Here is an 18,337-nt window from a genome sequence, read left to right as displayed (position 1 = left end):
GGAGGAAATGGACGCTCGCACAGAGGTGGACGAGGGTCGTGGCGGGTCGAAGATGACCCACAAACGACGTCAGACCATCTGGGCGTTCGTCTTCCTCTCCCCCTGGCTCATCGGCTTCGTGGTCTTCATGATCGGGCCGATGCTCTGGAGCCTGTGGCTGTCGCTGACCAACTACGACCCACTGGTTCCCGACACCCAGTTCCTCGGGATGGAGAACTACCAGCGGGCCATCGCCGACCCACGGGTGCGCATCAGCCTCTGGAACACGCTCTACTTCACGGTCTTCTACGTCCCCGGGACCCTGCTCAGCGGCCTCGGACTGGCGATGATGCTCAACCGCGTCGGCCGGGCCGGCGGGTTCTTCCGCACCGCGTTCTACGTCCCCAACGTCGCCCCCGCCGTCGCGGTCGGGGCGCTGTTCCTGCTCCTGCTCAACGGCCACAACGGCCTGGTCAACCAGGGTCTGCGGGCGCTCGGCCTTCCCGGCCCCAGTTGGCTCAACGACCCCACCTGGGTCAAGCCGGGCATCATCATGATGATGCTGTGGAGCGTGGGTACCACCGTCATCATCCTGTTCGCGGCGCTGCGCAACGTGCCGGCGGGCCTCTACGAGGCGGCGCTGGTCGACGGTGCCGGCCCCTGGCAGCGGTTCCGTTCGGTCACCGTGCCGATGATCAGCGGCGCGCTGTTCTTCGTGCTCGTCATCAACACCATCGCCTCGCTGCAGTTGTTCACCGAGGTGTATGCGATGTTCTTCGGCCAGCAGCCGACCGGCGCCGGGTCGCAGGCCGCCCTGTTCTACGTGATCTACCTGTTCCAGCAGGCGTTCCAGTTCTTCAACATGGGCTACGCCTCCGCGCTCGCCTGGCTGCTGTTCGTGGTCATCGGCATCGTCACGGTCGTGCAGGTCGTCACCAGCAAGCGCTGGGTGTACTACGAGGGAGGGTGAGCCATGAGCGACACCATGCCGCTGGAGGACGACGGCGTCGAGGTCGTCGAGCCTCCCAAGCGTGAGCTCGCCCCCCAGGACGTCGGCGCCAGGCCCGAGCGCACGCCCGGCTACATCGCTTCGCGCGTCGTCTTCATCGCCACGCTGCTGTTCTTCACGGTGCTGTTCATCTACCCGTTGATCTGGCTGCTGTCCGCGTCGCTGAAGCCGCCGTCGGAGGTGTTCAGCGCGGCGCTCATCGGTTCCGAGATCCGCTGGAGCAACTATTCGCGCCTGTTCGCCATCGCACCGATCATGCGGTGGACCTGGAACAGCGTGCTGGTGGCGACGTTGGCCGCCATCTCGGTGACCATCTCCTCGGCGATGGTCGCCTTCGCGTTCTCCTACTTCAAGTTCCGGTTCCGCGATCCGCTGTTCTACTCGGTGCTCGCGACGATGATGCTGCCGGGCGCCGTGCTGTTCATCCCCCAGTTCCTGATCTGGGACGCGCTCGGATTCAACAACACGCTCTACCCGCTGTGGGCCGGCAACCTGTTCGGTTCGGCGTTCTACATCTTCATGCTGCGCCAGTTCTTCCTGACGCTGCCCGGGGAGTTGTTCGAGGCGGCCCAGATCGACGGCGCGTCCTATCCGCGCCTGTGGTGGTCGGTGGCGCTGCCACTGACCAAGCCCGCGCTGGTGGTCGTCTTCCTGCTGGAGCTCAAGGTCGCGTGGACGGACCTGGTCCGGCCGCTGATCTTCCTGCGTGACTCGGAGCTGTTCACGCTCGCGCGTGGACTGAAGGCGATCATCGACAACCCCTCGATCGGGCTCGAGCAACGCTGGGAGCTGTTGGCGGCGGGCAGTGTGATCGTCACGTTCCCCATGGTCGTCATCTTCTTCGTGTTCCAGCGCCACTTCGTCGAGGGAATCGCGACCACCGGGATCACCGGCAAGTGACGGGCGGCGCCCCCGTGGACGTGCTCGTCCATGGCGCGACCGCCGGCGGGGTCGTCGCGGCGGTCGCCGCCGCGCGCCGCGGGGCCCGGGTGGTCCTGACCGATCCCACCACGCACGTCGGCGGGATGGTGACGGGCGGCCTGACGCGCAGCGACGTCGAGCGCCAGGAACACGTCATCGGTGGCTTCGCCCGCGACTTCTTCGTCGAGGTCGGTGCCCGCTACGGCGACGAGCACCGGTGGCGCTTCGAGCCCTCGGCAGCCGACGAACTGCTGCGCTCGTGGCTCGACGTGCCGGAGATCGAACTCGTGCCGTCATGGCGGCTCGCCGACGTGGTCGGTCGGAACGGTGGGATCGACGAGGTGGTCGGCGCCGACGGCCGCAGCTTCCGGGCGACGACGTACGTCGACGCCTCCTACGAAGGCGATCTGCTCGCGATGGCCGGCGTCAGCCACGACATCGGCCGCGACGGTCGTGACCGCTACGGCGAGTCGCTCGCCGGGAGGATCGAGCTGCTGCCCAACCCGCACCAGTTCCTGGTACCGGTGTCCGCCGTCGACGACGACGGCGCGCTGCTGCCCGGCATCCACGCCTACGACGAGATCGGCGACACCGGCCAGGGCGACGGGAAGCTGCAGTCCTACTGCTACCGCATGTGCCTCACCGACGATCCCGACCTGCGCGTCGACATCCCGGCCCCCGAGGGCTACGACCCCGCGACCTTCGAACTGGCGCGGCGCTACCTCGACGCCCTGGGGGAGGACGCGACGCTGCGGCACTTCATGGGGATCGGCGCGGTCCCCAACGCCAAGGCCGACATCAACAGCGGCGGACCCGTTTCCACCAGCCTCCTCGGCGGCAGCTTCGACTACCCCCGGGCGGACGCGCAGCGGCGGCGCGAGATCGAGCGCGCCCACCGCGACTGGGCCCAGGGGCTGCTGTACTTCCTGGGCAACGACCCGTCCGTGCCACCCGTCGTGCGCCGGCAGATGGCCGCCTACGGGCTCCCGGGTGACGAGTTCGTCGACAACGACCACTGGCCGCCGCAGCTGTACGTCCGCGACGCCCGCAGGATGCGCGGCGAGTTCGTCCTGACCCAGCACGACCTGCAGGGACGCACCGGCCCCGTCGACGACGCCATCGGCATGGGCGGCTACAACATCGACATCCGCGAGGTCCAGTGGGTCGCCGCGCCGGTGTACCGCTTCCCGGACGTGTTCCCCGAGGCCATGACCGAGGGGTACCTCAGCGTGCCGGTCGATCCCTACCCGATCCCGTACCGGACGATGTTGCCCCGGCCGGACGAGTGCACCAACCTGCTGGTCAGCGCGTGCGTCTCGGCCTCGCACGTGGCCTTCGCCTCGTTCCGTATGGAGCCCCAGTTCATGATCGCCGGGCAGGCCGCAGGCACGGCCGCGGCACTGGCCAGCGGCATCGACGGCCGCGTCCACGACGTGGACGTCTCCGAACTGCAGCGTTGCCTGCGCGAGGACGGCCAGATCCTCGAGGCCCGCGGCGCGTGACCGAGCCGGTCACCGACGACGACGGCGAGCGCTCCCTCTGGCAGGCACTGCGCCGGGCCGGCGAGGCCCTGGTCGACGACGTCTGGCCGTTCTTCGCGGTCTCGGCCGCCTGGCTGGCCCTGGCCATGCTCGGGTTGCTGCTCGGCCGGCTGCACGTCGGCCTCAGCGCGTCGCTCCTGCTGCTGCTGCCGCTCACGTGGGGGCTGGGCCGCATGGCCGCCGTCACGGTCCGCTACCGGCGGGCCCGCTTCCGCGACCTGGCGGCCGGTGCCACGGTCCGCTGGTGGGCGAAGGTCGCGCTCGCGCTGGCACAGGTGGTCGTCGGGCTGGTGGCCTGGCTCAACATCGAGCTCGCACTGGCGACCGGCCGGACCGCACTCGTCCTGGCCGCGGTCGCGTCGGCGAACGTCGCCCTGGCCGTCGCCGCGAGCGCCGTCACGATCTGGCCGCTGTTGCTGGATCCTTCGCGCGACGGACGAGCCGTCCGCGAACTGCTGTGGCTCGGCGTCGCCGTGCTCGTCCTCCGGCCGGCCCGGGTGCTCGCCACCCTGGCCGTCGGCGTGGTCTTCGCGGCCGTGAGTCTGCAGACCGTCGTCGCCGCCCTGCTGCTGGTGCCGCTGGGCGTGTTGCTGGCGGCACACGTCGTGCTGCCCATCGCCGACGCCGTCGAGACACCCCCGCCGTGAGGGGGCCGGTCACGGGCAGCGGGTCGGGGGTGCGGGCGGCACACTGGTCCGGGCTACCGTGGCCCGACCGTGCGTGACGGTCCCGTTCGTCGTCCCTGAACGGTGACGGTCGTCTCCTCGTCTCCGATGTGCCGAAAGATGCCGATTTGAGCGCTGGATCCTCGGGTCCGTCCACCGATCCCCTCCAGGCCGCCCCGCACTACTACGGGGGACAGGCCGTCATCGAGGGCGTGATGATGCGCGGTGCCGACCGGTGGGCGGTCGCCGTCCGCCGCCCGAACGGCGACATCTGGCTCGAGTGCCACGCCGTCTCCGACCTGCCCAGACGACGGCCGATCCTGGCCAAGCCGATGGTGCGTGGGTGCTACGCGCTGGCCGACTCGCTGGCGATCGGCATGAAGGCGCTCGGCATCTCGGCGACGCAGGCGTTCGACGACGAGGAGGAGGAGCCGCTGGGCTCCGGCGCCGTCGGCGCGTCGCTGCTGATCGCGCTGCTGATGTTCATCGGGATCTTCATCTTCCTGCCGTCGGCCGGAACCAAGGGCGTGGACGCGCTGTTCGGCCACCGGCTCGGTGACGGCGTCTGGTTCCACCTCGTCGAGTCCGCCGTCCGGATCGGCATCTTCCTGGCCTATCTCTGGGCCATCTCGCTCATGGCCGACATCCGCCGCGTGTTCCAATACCACGGTGCGGAGCACAAGACGATCGCGGCCTGGGAGCACGGCGAGGTGCTCGAACCCGAGCGCGTCGACACGTACTCGACCCTGCACGTGCGTTGCGGTACCAACTTCCTGATCATGGTGATGCTGCTGGCGGTCGTGGTCTACACGCTGGCCGGCGTCCTGGTACCGCCGCCGGAGGGCATCGGCCTGCTCGGTTCGATCCTCTACCACGTCGTGCTGCGCATCGTGCTGCTCCCCGTGGTCGCCGGCCTCGCCTACGAGGGTCTGCGCCTGGGCGCCTCCCGCGGCGAGAACCCCTTCGTGCGCGCCCTCATGAAGCCCGGTCTGTGGTTGCAGCTGATCACCACCAAGCAGCCGACCCGCGACCAGATCGAGGTCGCGATCCGCTCGTTCGAGGCCGTCGTGCCGCAGGAGTTGCGGGAGGGCCGGGTCCCGCACACGCTGGACAGCCAGATCACGCTCGCCCGGGACGGGATGCCGGTCCAGCTCACCGAGGCGCGGGTGCGCGTCGACGGTGACCCCGAGCCCTCACCGGATCCGGCGCCCGCGGATCCGGCCGAGTCGTCCGACGACGAAGGCTGAGCGGTGTTCGACAAGCTCGAGCAGCTCGAGGCCCGGTTCCGCGACCTCGAAGCGCAGTTGTCCGACCCCGAGGTGGTCTCCGACGGCCAGCGCTACACGACCATCGCGAAGCAGCACGCCGAGATCGCCGAGGTGGTCGCCGCGTACCGCGACTGGCGTCAGACCGGTGAGGACGTCGAGGCCGCGACCGAGATGCTGGCCGAGTCCGCCGGTGACGAGGCCGACCTCGCCAAGGCGGAACTCGACGAGCTCGCCGCCAGGCGTGCCGCGCTCGAAGAGCAGCTGAAGCTGCTGCTGGTCCCCACCGACCCAAACGACGACAAGGACGTCATCGTCGAGGTCCGCGCCGCCGCGGGCGGCGACGAAGCGGGGTTGTTCGCCGCGGAGCTGCGCGAGATGTACCTCCGGTACGCGCAGCGGCAGGGATGGCGGACACAGTTGTTGTCCGAGTCGGCCTCCGGTATCGGCGGCGTGAAGGAGGCGATCCTGGAGATCGTCGGCCGCGGCGCCTACGCCCACCTCAAGCACGAGTCGGGGGTGCACCGCGTGCAGCGCGTCCCGGCCACCGAATCGCAGGGGCGCATCCACACCTCCACCGCCTCGGTCGCGGTGCTGCCCGCCGCCGAGGAAGTGGACGTCGAGGTCAACACCAACGACCTGCGCATCGACGTCTACCGCTCGTCCGGCCCGGGCGGCCAGAGCGTCAACACCACCGACTCCGCCGTACGGATCACCCATCTCCCGACCGGCCTGGTCGTCTCGTGCCAGGACGAGAAGTCGCAGCACCAGAACCGGGACAAGGCGATGCGCATCCTCCGGTCGCGCCTGTTGCAGGCCGAGCAGGACCGGCAGGCGCAGCAACGCGCCGACGCCCGGTCCGGCCAGATCGGCACCGGCGACCGCTCCGAGAAGATCCGGACCTACAACTTCCCTCAGAGCCGCGTCACGGACCACCGGATCGGACTGACGGTGCACAACCTCGCCGATCTCCTCGGCGGCGACCTCGACGAGGTGGTCGGCGCCCTGCGGCAGGCGGAGCGTGAGTCACGGCTGGCGTCGATCCAGGACGAGGGGTGAGCCGCGACCACGAGCGCATTCGGCAGGTGACCGAGCGGCTCGCGGCCGCCGGCGTGCCCAGCCCCCGCGTCGACGCACGGCTGCTGGTCGAACACGTCGTCGCCGTCGCCGGCAGCTGCGACGGCTGCGGTGCGGCACTCCTCGACGGTCTCGTGTCCCGCCGTGCCGACCGGGAACCGCTGCAGCTGGTGCTCGGGCGGACCTGGTTCCGCGAACTCGAGCTGCGTTGCGCGCCGGGGGTCTTCATCCCGCGACCCGAGACGGAGATCGTCGCCGGCGTCGCCATCGACGAGGCGCGCCGCCACGGCGCGGCGATCGTGGCCGAACCCTGCACCGGGACCGGCGCCATCGCCTTGTCCGTGGCGGTCGAGGTGTCCGGTGCCCGGATCGTGGCCACCGACGTCGACCCACGGGCCGTGGCGACGGCGCGCGACAACCTCGGGCGGGTCCTTGCCGGCGAGGCCGGCGCGCCGCTGGTGGCCGACCAGGTCGAGATCCTGGACGGGGACCTGCTGGCGCCGCTCGCGCCCGAGCTGCGGGGCCGGATCGACGTCCTGGTCGCCAACCCGCCCTACCTCCCGGCGTCGGACCGCGGCAGCTGGCAGCCCGAGGTCGCCGACCACGACCCCGACCGGGCGCTGGTCGGGGGCACCGACGGCCACGAGGTCGTCGAGCGCCTGCTGGCCGACGCCACGGCGTGGTTGCGGCCGGGAGGCCTGGTCGTGCTCGAGATCGACGACCGCCGGGCCGGGGACGCCCGCGCCGCCGCGACCGCGGTGGGCCTGACGGCCGTCGACGTCGTGCGTGACCTCACCGGCGCCGACCGCGCCGTCGTGGCCCGCCGCGCGCGGTAGCGTCGTCCGACGAAACAGGAGTGCGGCCCACGTGCCTGGCGAACTGCTCGACGTCACCGGTGACGCCCGCGAGGAGGCGGTGCTGCGCGCCACGGAGGTGCTGCGCCGCGGCGAGCTCGTCGTGCTGCCGACCGACACGTTCTACGGAGTCGCCGCGGACGCGTTCAACGCCCAGGGCACCGGCCGGCTCTTCGCCGCACGCGAGCAGCCCCGGCGCGTTCCGCTGTCGGTCCTGGTCCGCTCGCCCAAGCAGCTGGCCGGCCTCACCACGATCGTGCCGGAGGCCGCCGAACGCCTCGTCGCCGCGTACTGGCCCGGGCCGCTCACCATCGTGCTGCACGCCGAACCGAACCTGCGGTGGGAACTGGGTCGCACCGAGGGCACCGTGGCCGTCCGCATGCCGCTCGACGACCTGGCCCTGGCCGTCGTCCGGGCGGTGGGTCCGGTCGCGTCGACGGCGGCCAGCCGCCGCGGTGGGCCGGCGCCCACCACCGCCGAAGCGGCCCGCGACCAGCTCGGCGAGGCGGTCGAGCTCTACCTCGACGACGGTGCGCGTCCTGGCCGGTCCGCATCCACCGTCGTCGACCTCACCCGCCGGCAACCGCACGTGTTGCGCGACGGACCGCTCGACAGCGCCGAGGTCCTGAAGGTGGCGCGCGGCGAACTCGATCCCTTCGCCGCGACGATGCCCGACGACCGGGACGCGTGACGAGGGCCGCCTCGTCCGGGGGTGACCACCGGGACGGGCAGGGGTAGATTGGCTCGGCCGTCCACGGTGCCGTCGCGCACCTCTCCTCGACGTGGAGCCTGTCTTGAGCACCTTCTGGGGTCCGGACTTCGACCAGTTGCGCGACCTCGACCCCGAGGTCGCCGACGGACTGCTCACCGAACTCGACCGCCAGCGCAGCAAGCTGCAGCTGATCGCCAGCGAGAACTTCGCGTCGCCCGCCGTGATGGCGGCGCAGGCGTCGGTGCTCACCAACAAGTACGCCGAGGGTTATCCCGGCCGCCGGTACTACGGGGGCTGCGAGGAGGCGGTCGACCCGCTCGAACAGCTCGCGATCGACCGCGCGAAGCAGCTGTTCGGCGCCGATCACGCCAACGTCCAGCCGCACTCGGGTGCCAGCGCCAACATCGCGGCCTACTTCGCCACGGTCGCCCCGGGCGAGAAGGTCCTGGCCATGTCGCTGCCCCACGGCGGGCATCTCACCCACGGCATGGCGATCAACTTCTCCGGCAAGTGGTTCGACGTCGTCTCCTACGGCGTACGCGAGGACGACCACACCATCGACATGGACGAGGTCCGTCGCCTGGCGCTCGAGCACCGTCCCAAGCTGATCATCGCCGGCTGGTCGGCCTACCCGCGCCAACTCGACTTCGAGGGCTTCCGCGCCATCGCCGACGAGGTCGGCGCGGTCCTGATGTGTGACGCGGCGCACTTCATCGGCCTGGTCGCTGCCGGCGTCCACCCGAGCCCGGTCCCGTACTGCGACATCGTCACCTTCACGACCCACAAGACGCTCCGCGGGCCTCGTGGGGCGATCATCCTCACCAACGAGCAGTGGGCGAAGCCCATCGACAAGGCCGTCTTCCCGGGAACCCAGGGTGGGCCGCTCGAGCACGTGATCGCCGCCAAGGCCGTCGCGCTCAAGGAGGCGATGGAGCCCGGCTTCAAGGAGTACGGTCAGCGGATCCTCGACGACGCCCGCACGCTGGCGCAGGCGCTGGTCGAACGCGGGTACCGGATCACCTCGGGCGGCACCGACACGCATCTGTTCCTCGCCGACGTCACGCCCCGTGGGCTGACGGGTGCCGAGGCCGAGGCGCGTTGCGACGCGGCCGGGATCGTGCTCAACAAGAACGCCATCCCGTTCGACACCAACCCGCCTGCGGTCGCCTCCGGCATCCGCGCCGGCGCCTCCTGCGTCGCCACGCAGGGCATGGGTCCGGACGAGATGGTCAGGATCGCCGATCTCGTCGACCGGGCGCTCACCGGCTCGGACGCCGACCGTGGCCGGGTGCTGGCCGAGGTGACCGAACTGGTCACCGCGTTCCCCGCCTACCCGCAGGCGGGTCCCGTGCCGCCGGCGCGGCAGCGCTGACGTGTACCAGGCCTTCATCCCGCATCTCGTCGTCGCCCTGACGGCGGCGGTGGTGACGGCCGGTGTGACCCCCTTCGTCGCGCGCCTCGCCCGCCGGCTGGGGGCGATCGACACGCCCAACGACGCGCGCCGCGTCCACCGTCAGGCGGTGCCGACGCTCGGCGGGTTGGCCATGTTCGCCGGCCTGCTCGCGGCACTGGCCGTCGCCGCCCTGCTCGGTGACCCGTTCAACGAACTGTTCGCCTCGACCTCCGAGCCGCTCGCGGTCCTGGTCGGATGCGCGGTCATCGTGCTGGTCGGCATCGCCGACGACCTCGTCGGGCTCCCTCCCACGGTCAAGCTGGCCGGCCAGATCGTGGCCGCCCTGGGCGTGGTGCTCTTCGGGGTGCAGGTGGTCTACGTCTGGGTCCCCGGGGTCGACATCGTCGCCCTGTCGTCGGACCTCGGGCTGCCGCTGACCATCCTCGCCCTGGTCGCCATGATCAACGCCGTCAACCTGATCGACGGACTCGACGGCCTGGCGGCGGGGGTCTGCGTCATCGCGGCCGTCGCCTTCTTCCTGTTCGCCGCCGCCACCGAGGGCTCCGGACTGCGCGAGGGCGTCCCCGCCTCCGCGATGCTGGTCGCCGCGGCCGTCGCCGGCATCGGGGCCGGCTTCCTGGTGCACAACTGGCATCCCGCCCGCATCTTCATGGGGGACACGGGGGCGATGCTGCTCGGCCTGCTGCTGGGCACCGCCGGCGTGTCGTACACGGCCCGGTCGACCTCGCCGTCCAACACCGACTTCTACGGCTCGATCCCGCTGCTGGTCCCGGTGCTCGTGCTCGCCATCCCGTTCCTGGACTCCGCGTTCGCGATCGTGCGTCGCGCACTGCAACGCCGGCCGCTGGCCGTCGGCGACCGGGGGCACCTGCACCACCTGCTGCTGGCGTTCGGGCACTCCCACCGCCGCGCCGTGCTGGTGCTGTACTACTGGTCGGCGCTGCTCGCCTTCGGCTCCGTCGGCCCCACCTTCGTGCCGCTGGTCCGGCTGCTGCCCTGGCTGCTGGTCGCCGCCGGCGTCGGCCTCGCCCTGACCGCCCTCGGCACCCGGACCGGCCGGGCGCAGGAGCCGGTGACCGAACTCGAGGAGCGGCGCACCACGAGCGCGTGAACGGGTGCGGAAGCCGCCTGCGCGCCAGCCCGGCGTTGGCGGTCCAGGGACCGAATTGGTAGCGTGCGGCCCGCTACGCGGGGTCGAGCGCGCTTCTTTGCTGTTCGCCGCCCTGCGCTGTCGCTCGACGACACCCGGACCTGTCTCTTGGCCCTCCCCGATTCCGATGCTGCCGACGCGCGTCCCGATGCGCGCGCGGCGGTCCGTCGTGATCCCACGGTCGCCACGCAGGGGGTGCTCAGCGACTCCTTCCGGCGCTCGTTGCGTGGGCTCGACCATGCCAACGTCATGAGCGTCGAACTCATCTCGGCGATCCTGTTGTGGGCCGGCCTCGGGTGGCTGGTCGACCGGTGGCTGGGGACCCCGCCCTGGTTCCTCGTGATCGGTGGCCTCATCGGCAACTTCGCGGGCCTGTACCTGGTCTACCTGCGTGGCGAGCGCATGAACGCCGAGGAGGAGCGCACCCGCGCCCTCGCGGCGGGCCGGGGTCCGGCGATGCCGACCGGAGGTGCCGAGTGAGCGGTGCCCCGGTGGCCGACGCCGCCGACGACCTGCTGCGCGGCACCCTGCGCGTGCTGGGCCTCGTCGCCGTCGTCGTGGTCACGGCCGCCTCGCTGCTCGCGGGACCGGTCGCCGGACTGAGTGCCCTGATCGGCGTCGGATTCGTCGCCGTGCTCTTCGGGGTCTCCACCGCCGTCCTGGCCTGGCTGGCCCGTCGGGGCGCGGGCAGCGCGCTCGGTGTGCTCGCCGGTGCCATGGTCGGACGCCTGATCCTCTACGCTGCCGCACTGAGCGTGCTCGCGCAGGTGGCCTGGGTGCACCGGACCAGCCTCGCGCTTGCCACCGCGGTGGCGGTCGCGCTCACCCTCGCGTACGAGCTGCGGGCACTGTCGCGCATGCCGCGCTTGTTCTGGATCGACGCAGACGCCAGCCACACGGCGGCGTTGGACACGACACGGAGTCGATAAGTGACACCGATTCTTGCCGCCGCCGAATACGGCGGGGAGTTCGACGGCGCCTTCGACAACATCAACGCGCTGTTCGACATGCCCACGCTGATCGAGTTCAGCATCGGCGGGCTCGACCTGTCGATCAACCGCACCATCCTGATCGCCTGGATCATGACGCTGGTGGCGGGCCTGCTGATGTGGGCGGCGTTCAAGAACCCGAAGATCGTGCCCAGCAAGATGCAGTCGGTGGGCGAGAGCATCATCGAGTTCGTACGCAACATCGCGCTCGAGATCATCGGCCCCAAGGGTGCGGCCTACGTCCCGCTGCTGACGACCTTCTTCCTCGCGATCCTGTTCCTCAACCTCGCCAAGATCACGCCGATCTTCATGCTGCCGCCGACCTCGCGGATGGCCTGGCCGGCGTTCTTCGCGATCGTGGCCTGGCTGACCTACGTGGGCGCCGGCATCAAGGAGCAGGGCGCGGGGCACTACTTCAAGGAGATGGCGTTCCCGCCGGGGGTACCGAAGGCGCTCTACCTCATCCTCACCCCGCTGGAGCTGCTCTCCAACCTCGTCCTGCGACCGTTCACCCTGGCGGTACGACTCTTCGCCAACATGGTCGCCGGCCACATCCTCGTGGTCATCACGCTGGTGACGGTCCACGTGTTCCTGTACCCGCGACCCGGCCTGCCCATCGGCATCGTCGGCCTGGTCGCCTCGCCCCTGGTGTTCGGCTTCGAGCTCGTCATCATCGTGCTGCAGGCCTACATCTTCACCATGTTGACCGCCGTCTACATCAGCTCTTCCGTGGAGCCGGCGCACTGACCATCACGTCCCAAGACGTGACAAACCACGCGTCGCCGAACCGGCGCCGCAAGGAGGAACAGAGAACAGATGGAGAACCTCGGTAACGGCGTCGTGTACGGGTTCGCAACGCTCGGCCCCGGCATCGGCCTCGGCATCCTCATCGGCAAGGCCATCGAGTCGATGGCCCGCCAGCCCGAAGCGGCGGGCATGGTCCGCACCACGATGTTCATCGGCATCGCCGTGGTCGAGGCGCTGGCGCTGCTCGGGTTCGTGCTCGCCTTCGCCATCTAGGAGTGACCATGCTGACCACCATCCTCGCGGTTGCCGCCGAAGGTGAGGCGGAGGGCTTCCAGCTCCTGCCCGATGCGGCGGAGCTGATCTGGGGGTCGGTCGCGTTCCTGTTGCTGCTGGCCTTCATGTACAAGTTCGTGTTCCCCAAGGCGAACCAGGTCCTCGACGACCGCTCCGCCGCGATCCAGGGGAAGATGGAGGAGGCCGACGCGAAGCTGGTCGAGGCCGAGGAGGCCCGTCGCAGCTTCGACGCGCAGATCGCCGACGCCCGCGGTGAGGCCAACGCCATCATCGAGGAAGCCAAGGTGACGGCCGAGACGCTTCGACGTGACATCGTCGCCAAGGCCGAGGCCGAGGCGGCGGCGATCGTCGAGCGGGCCCAGGCCGACATCAACGCCGAGCGGGACCGCGCCCTGCAGGAACTGCGCACCCAGGTCGGTGCCATGTCCGTCGAACTCGCCTCGCGCATCGTCGAACGCGAGCTCGACGCCACGACCCACCAGTCGCTGGTGGACGACTACATCCAGCGACTGGCCAGCCAGAACTGACCCGCCGTCGCCGTACCCGTCGAAGACACATCTCGACGGGTGGGTGACGCGGACCGGACCAACGAGGACCGGCACATGACGACCGAACGGACGGGCGCCTACGCGCAGGCCGTCGTCGCACTCGCCGAGGGCGAGGGCGCGCTCGACGCCGTCGGCAACGAGCTGCGCACCATCGCCAGCGCGGTGGATGCCAGCGACGACCTGCGGCAACGACTCACCGACATCCACCTGCCCGTCGGGCAGCGACTGAAGTTCGTCGAGTCCGACGTGCTGCAGGCGGCGCACCCCGTCACGCGCAGCGCGCTGGCGATGATCATCGCCGCCGACCGCGCGAACGAGCTGACCGCGATCGCCGACGCCGTGTCCGAGAAGGCCGCGGAGCTCCGCAACCGCGAGGTCGCCGAGGTCTACGTCGCGGCGCCGCTCGACGAGCCACGCCAGCGGGCGCTCATCGAGGCGCTCGAGCGGACGACCGGCAAGCGCCTCGACGTCCAGGTGCACGTCGACCCGACCGTCGTCGGCGGGGTGCGCGCCAAGATCGGCGACACCGTGATCGACGGTTCCGTCGCCCGTCGCCTGCAGGACCTGCGCACCCGCGTCGGCCGCTGACCGCCACGCACCGAGGCCCCGGGACGGGGTATCGGGATCCGACACACCGCCCCGTGGGGGCGACCCAGAGGACATACGAGATGGCTGACCTCACGATCCGCTCGGAGGACATCACCTCCGCGATCCAGCAGATGCTCGAGGGCTACGAGCCGGGCCTCGCCACCGAGCAGGTCGGACGCGTGCTCGAGACCGGTGACGGCATCGCCCGCGTCTCCGGCCTGCCGGGGACCCTGGCCAACGAGCTGCTCGACTTCGGCGGTGGCGTCTTCGGCATGGCCATGAACCTCGACGAGCACGAGATCGGTGCGGCGGTGTTCGCCGACGCCGCCCGCATCGAAGAGGGCCAGAGCGTCAAGCGCACCGAGCGCGTCCTGTCGATCCCGGTCGGTGACGCGATGCTCGGACGGGTCATCGACCCGCTCGGCCGCCCGCTGGACGGCAAGGGCCCGATCGACCAGTCGCGCATCGACGGGCAGCGCCCGCTCGAGGTCCAGGCGCCAGGCGTCGTGGACCGCCAGCCGGTGGGTGAGCCGCTGCAGACCGGCATCAAGGTCATCGACATCATGACCCCGATCGGTCGCGGCCAGCGCGAGCTGATCATCGGTGACCGCCAGACCGGCAAGACGGCGATCGCCATCGACACGATCATCAACCAGAAGCAGCTGTGGGGTACGCCCGAAGCCGTCAAGTGCATCTACGTCGCGGTCGGGCAGAAGAACTCCACCGTGGCCGAGGTCGTCTCGACGCTCGAGCGGCACGGGGCGATGGAGTACACCACCGTCGTCACCGCTCCCGCCTCCTCGCCGGCGCCGTTCCAGTACATCGCGCCGTACGCCGGCGCGGCCATCGGCGCCAACTGGATGTACAAGGGTGAGCACGCCCTGATCATCTACGACGACCTGTCGAAGCAGGCCGACGCCTACCGTCAGCTGTCGCTGCTGCTGCGCCGCCCCCCGGGCCGTGAGGCCTACCCCGGCGACGTCTTCTACCTGCACAGCCGTCTGCTGGAGCGCGCCGCGAAGCTCAACGACGAGCTCGGTGGCGGGTCCATGACGGCGCTGCCGCTGGTCGAGACCAAGGCCAACGACGTGTCGGCCTACATCCCGACCAACGTCATCTCGATCACCGACGGGCAGATCTTCCTCGAGACCGACCTGTTCTTCCAGGGCCAGCGCCCCGCCATGAACGCCGGTGTCTCGGTCTCGCGCGTCGGCAGCGCCGCACAGCGTCCGGCGATGAAGGCGGTCTCCGGCACCGTGCGCCTCGAGCTGGCGCAGTTCCGCGAGCTCGAGTCGTTCGCCCAGTTCGGCTCCGACCTCGACAAGGCCTCGCAGCAGCAGATCGCCCGGGGCCAGCGCGTGGTCGAGATCCTCAAGCAGCCCCAGTACCAGCCGCTGTCCGTGCCGTTGCAGGTGGCGTCGATCTTCGCGGTCACCAACGCCAAGCTCGACGACATCCCGGTCGGCGACGTGCGCCGGTTCGAAGCGGGCATGCACGAGTACCTGCAGTCCCGGCACACCGACCTGCTCGACGCGCTGAAGACCTCGAAGCTCACCGACGACCTGCGGGAGCAGCTGTCCGCGGCGATCGACGGGTTCAAGCAGAGTTTCACGCCGTCGGAGCAGGCGCCCGAGGACGACCGCAACGAGGGCTGGGACGCGATGTCGTCCACCAGCGAGGCCGTCGAGGCCTGAGCGGTCTGACCACGAGAAGGGACGCCCATGGCCGGTAGTGGCCAGATCCGACTGCTGCGGCGGCGCATCAGGACCGTCAAGAGCACGCAGAAGATCACGCGTGCCATGGAGATGATCGCCGCGTCGCGGATCATCAAGGCGCAGCGTCGTGTGCAGGAGGCACGACCCTACGCCGAGCAGATCACCGAGGTCATCAAGGGGCTCGCGCTCGCCAACGAGGTGCGCAACCACCCCCTGCTGCGCACGCCCGACGAGCCCGTCGGCCGGGTCGCCGTCCTCGTCAACACCTCCGACCGTGGCCTTGCCGGCGCCTACAACGCCAACGTGATCAAGGCTGCCGAGCGCACCATCCGCCAAGAGGAGGGCGACGGCAACACGGTCGACCTGTACGTCGTCGGCAAGAAGGGCATCGGGTACTTCGCCTACCGCGGGCGCCGCCCCGTCAACTCCTGGCAGGGCGTGTCCGACGAGCCCCGACTCGACGCCGCCGCCGGCATCGCCGAGGAACTCACCCGCCGCTACGCCGAGGGACAGGTCGACCGGGTCTGGGTCGTCTACACCGACTTCAAGTCGTCGCTGACCCAGCAGCCGGTCCGCATGGAACTGCTGCCGGTCAAGACCGAGGAGTTCGCGGGCGGCGACGAGATCGCCCCCGAGATCATCTTCGAGCCCAGCCCCGCCGAGCTGCTCGACGCCCTCATCCCGCGCTACATCGACGCCAAGGTGTTCCACAGCCTGCTCGAGTCGGCCGCGTCCGAGCACGCGTCGCGGCAGCGCGCCATGAAGTCCGCGACCGACAACGCCGAAGAGGTCGCCGGCAAGCTCTCCCGCGTCATGAACCAGGCCCGCCAGGACCAGATCACCACCGAGATCTCCGAGATCGTCGGCGGTGCCGAGGCCCTCTCGGCCGGCTAGATCCCCCACCTTTTTCGCAGCACCAGCTTCCACGAGCTCGATACCGAGGCGTCGCCGCCAGCACGGGCGCCCAATGAAGGAGCAAGAGATGTCGACCCAGACCGTCGGTGTGAACGAAGGCCGCATCGTGCGGGTCATCGGCCCCGTCGTGGACGTGGAGTTCGCGGTCGGCGAGCTGCCCGAGATCAACACGGCGCTCACCTTCGAGCGCACCTACGAGGGCGAGACCCGCACGCTGACCGCCGAGGTGGCCCAGCACGTCGGTGAGCACCGCGTCCGTGCGATCTGCATGCAGCCCACCGACGGCGTCTCCCGCGGCGGCACGGTCATCGACACCGGCGCGCCGATCTCCGTGCCGGTCGGCCCGGGGATCCTCGGCCACATCTACAACGTCCTCGGCGAGCCGCTCGACTCGCCCGCCGACTCGATCCAGGCCGACGCCCGCTGGCCCATCCACCGTGACCCGCCGCCGTTCGACGAGCTCGAGTCGCAGGCGACGATGTTCGAGACCGGCATCAAGGTCATCGACCTGATCGAGCCCTACGTGCAGGGCGGCAAGATCGGCATGTTCGGCGGCGCCGGCGTCGGCAAGACCGTCGTCATCCAGGAGATGATCAACCGCGTCGCCCAGCAGCACGGTGGTGTGTCGGTGTTCGCCGGCGTCGGGGAGCGCACCCGCGAGGGCAACGACCTCCTGCTCGAGATGCGCGACTCGGGCGTGCTCGACAAGGCCGCGCTCGTCTTCGGTCAGATGGACGAGCCGCCGGGCGTGCGTCTGCGCGTGGCGCTGTCGGCACTGACGATGGCGGAGTACTTCCGCGACGAGATGCGCCAGGACGTGCTGCTGTTCGTCGACAACGTGTTCCGGTTCGTCCAGGCCGGCATGGAGGTCTCGACCCTGCTCGGCCGCATGCCGTCGGCCGCCGGCTACCAGCCGACGCTGTCCAACGAGATGGGCCAGCTGCAGGAGCGGATCACCTCGACCAAGGGCCGCTCGATCACCTCGCTGCAGGCCGTGTACGTGCCCGCTGACGACATCACCGACCCGGCGCCGCACACGACCTTCGCCCACCTCGACGCGCAGACGGTGCTCTCCCGCGACATCGCGTCGCTGGGCATCTACCCGGCCGTCGACCCGCTCGACTCGACCTCGCGCATCCTCGACCCCGCGATCGTCGGCGAAGAGCACTACCGGGTCGCGACGGGGACCCAGGAGGTCCTGCAGCGCTACAAGGACCTGCAGGACATCATCGCCATCCTCGGTATCGACGAGCTCTCCGAGGAGGACAAGGTCACGGTCGCCCGTGCCCGCAAGGCGCAGCGGTTCTTCTCGCAGAACTTCTACGTCGCCGAGCAGTTCACCGGCAACCCGGGCGTCTACGTCCCCGTCAAGGACACCATCGAGGGCTTCAAGGCGCTCATCGAGGGCGAGCTCGACGACATCCCCGAGCAGGCATTCCTCTACTCCGCCGGCGTCGACGACGTCCTGCGCCGGGCCAAGGAACTGGGCAACTGATGGCTGCCTCCACGATGCACGTCGAGGTGGTGTCGGCGGAGCGCCACGTGCTCTCCGCCGACGCCAAGGAGCTGTACGCACGCTCCGTCGAGGGCGAGATCGGCATCCTGCCCGGCCACCAGCCCGCACTGATCGAGCTCGACATCGCGCCGGTGCGGGTCAAGCTCGAGGACGACTCGTGGGAGACCATCGCCGTCCACCACGGACTGCTCTACGTCGGCCGCGAGAAGATCATCGTGCTCGCCGACATCGCCGAACCGGCCAGCCAGATCGACGCCGCGCGTGCACAGGCGCGTCTGCGTGAGCTCGAGGCCGAACTCGCCGACGGCGAGGACCCCGTCGCGCGTGCGTCCCTGCAGCGCGCCCGGACCCGCGTCGCCGTCGCCGGCGGCTGACCCGCGGCCGTCCGTCGTCGCGGATCGCCCGTCATGCGTCCGCGGACGCGGCGTCCGAGGCGCC

20 protein-coding genes are annotated in these 18,337 nt (G+C 70.3%); all 20 read left to right on the top strand.

Annotated features, from left to right (window positions below; translation table 11 throughout):
• Positions 1-7: 7 nt before the first annotated feature.
• The 20 genes from ACERMF_RS06745 to atpC all read left to right on the top strand — a co-directional run bounded on the left by ACERMF_RS06745 (position 8) and on the right by atpC (position 18,273).
• The gene (locus tag ACERMF_RS06745; RefSeq protein WP_373668270.1) at positions 8-949 is read left to right on the top strand and encodes a carbohydrate ABC transporter permease; all 942 of its coding nucleotides are present in this window, start codon (positions 8-10) and stop codon (positions 947-949) included.
• A gap of 3 nt (positions 950-952) precedes the next feature.
• Positions 953-1,888, top strand: a complete 936-nt coding sequence (locus tag ACERMF_RS06740; protein WP_373668269.1) for a carbohydrate ABC transporter permease — start codon at positions 953-955, stop codon at positions 1,886-1,888.
• A 14-nt stretch (positions 1,889-1,902) separates the two neighbouring features.
• Positions 1,903-3,411 carry an FAD-dependent oxidoreductase gene (locus ACERMF_RS06735; RefSeq protein WP_373668268.1) on the top strand — a complete coding sequence of 503 codons (1,509 nt, stop codon included), beginning with the start codon at positions 1,903-1,905 and terminating at the stop codon, positions 3,409-3,411.
• Entirely contained in the window at positions 3,408-4,097 is a 690-nt protein-coding gene (locus tag ACERMF_RS06730; RefSeq protein WP_373668267.1) for a hypothetical protein, read from the top strand. The genes ACERMF_RS06735 and ACERMF_RS06730 overlap by 4 nt, the downstream gene beginning before the upstream one ends.
• A gap of 146 nt (positions 4,098-4,243) precedes the next feature.
• Positions 4,244-5,362 (top strand): DUF1385 domain-containing protein, encoded by a 1,119-nt coding sequence (locus ACERMF_RS06725; RefSeq protein ID WP_373668266.1) that lies wholly within the window; start codon positions 4,244-4,246, stop codon positions 5,360-5,362.
• 3 nt (positions 5,363-5,365) lie between these two features.
• On the top strand, positions 5,366-6,439 hold the full coding sequence (gene prfA, locus ACERMF_RS06720) for a peptide chain release factor 1 (RefSeq protein ID WP_373668265.1): 1,074 nt from the start codon (positions 5,366-5,368) through the stop codon (positions 6,437-6,439).
• The gene (gene prmC, locus ACERMF_RS06715) at positions 6,436-7,293 is read left to right on the top strand and encodes a peptide chain release factor N(5)-glutamine methyltransferase (RefSeq protein WP_373668264.1); all 858 of its coding nucleotides are present in this window, start codon (positions 6,436-6,438) and stop codon (positions 7,291-7,293) included. Before prfA ends, prmC begins: the two co-directional genes overlap by 4 nt.
• Positions 7,294-7,324: 31 nt before the next feature.
• The gene (locus tag ACERMF_RS06710; protein WP_373668263.1) at positions 7,325-8,002 is read left to right on the top strand and encodes an L-threonylcarbamoyladenylate synthase; all 678 of its coding nucleotides are present in this window, start codon (positions 7,325-7,327) and stop codon (positions 8,000-8,002) included.
• A gap of 103 nt (positions 8,003-8,105) precedes the next feature.
• The gene (glyA, locus tag ACERMF_RS06705) at positions 8,106-9,395 is read left to right on the top strand and encodes a serine hydroxymethyltransferase (RefSeq protein WP_373668262.1); all 1,290 of its coding nucleotides are present in this window, start codon (positions 8,106-8,108) and stop codon (positions 9,393-9,395) included.
• Between the two features lies 1 nt (position 9,396).
• A complete protein-coding gene (locus ACERMF_RS06700) occupies positions 9,397-10,548 on the top strand; it encodes a glycosyltransferase family 4 protein (protein ID WP_373668261.1) in 1,152 nt (383 codons plus the stop codon).
• Positions 10,549-10,695: 147 nt separating this feature from the next.
• Positions 10,696-11,067, top strand: coding sequence for an AtpZ/AtpI family protein (locus tag ACERMF_RS06695; protein WP_373668260.1), 372 nt, complete (start codon positions 10,696-10,698; stop codon positions 11,065-11,067).
• Positions 11,064-11,516, top strand: coding sequence for a hypothetical protein (locus tag ACERMF_RS06690; RefSeq protein WP_373668259.1), 453 nt, complete (start codon positions 11,064-11,066; stop codon positions 11,514-11,516). The genes ACERMF_RS06695 and ACERMF_RS06690 overlap by 4 nt, the downstream gene beginning before the upstream one ends.
• Positions 11,517-12,323, top strand: a complete 807-nt coding sequence (atpB, locus tag ACERMF_RS06685) for a F0F1 ATP synthase subunit A (protein ID WP_373668258.1) — start codon at positions 11,517-11,519, stop codon at positions 12,321-12,323.
• A gap of 69 nt (positions 12,324-12,392) precedes the next feature.
• Positions 12,393-12,596: an ATP synthase F0 subunit C gene (gene atpE, locus ACERMF_RS06680; protein WP_325231777.1), complete on the top strand. Its 204-nt coding sequence runs from the start codon at positions 12,393-12,395 to the stop codon at positions 12,594-12,596.
• Between the two features lie 8 nt (positions 12,597-12,604).
• Entirely contained in the window at positions 12,605-13,144 is a 540-nt protein-coding gene (gene atpF / locus ACERMF_RS06675; protein WP_373668257.1) for a F0F1 ATP synthase subunit B, read from the top strand.
• Positions 13,145-13,219: 75 nt separating this feature from the next.
• Positions 13,220-13,753, top strand: coding sequence for an ATP synthase F1 subunit delta (gene atpH, locus ACERMF_RS06670; RefSeq protein ID WP_373668256.1), 534 nt, complete (start codon positions 13,220-13,222; stop codon positions 13,751-13,753).
• Positions 13,754-13,833: 80 nt separating this feature from the next.
• Positions 13,834-15,447 carry a F0F1 ATP synthase subunit alpha gene (gene atpA / locus ACERMF_RS06665; RefSeq protein WP_373668255.1) on the top strand — a complete coding sequence of 538 codons (1,614 nt, stop codon included), beginning with the start codon at positions 13,834-13,836 and terminating at the stop codon, positions 15,445-15,447.
• A 27-nt stretch (positions 15,448-15,474) separates the two neighbouring features.
• Positions 15,475-16,362, top strand: coding sequence for a F0F1 ATP synthase subunit gamma (locus ACERMF_RS06660; protein WP_373668254.1), 888 nt, complete (start codon positions 15,475-15,477; stop codon positions 16,360-16,362).
• Between the two features lie 88 nt (positions 16,363-16,450).
• A complete protein-coding gene (gene atpD, locus ACERMF_RS06655; protein ID WP_373668253.1) occupies positions 16,451-17,878 on the top strand; it encodes a F0F1 ATP synthase subunit beta in 1,428 nt (475 codons plus the stop codon).
• Positions 17,878-18,273, top strand: coding sequence for an ATP synthase F1 subunit epsilon (gene atpC, locus ACERMF_RS06650; protein WP_373668252.1), 396 nt, complete (start codon positions 17,878-17,880; stop codon positions 18,271-18,273). The genes atpD and atpC overlap by 1 nt, the downstream gene beginning before the upstream one ends.
• Positions 18,274-18,337: the final 64 nt, after the last annotated feature.

The organism is Egicoccus sp. AB-alg6-2, assembly GCF_041821025.1.
Taxonomy (GTDB): domain Bacteria; phylum Actinomycetota; class Nitriliruptoria; order Nitriliruptorales; family Nitriliruptoraceae; genus Egicoccus.
The sequence above is the reverse complement of the archived record's forward strand: the minus strand, read 5'-3'. Positions and strand labels throughout refer to the sequence as shown.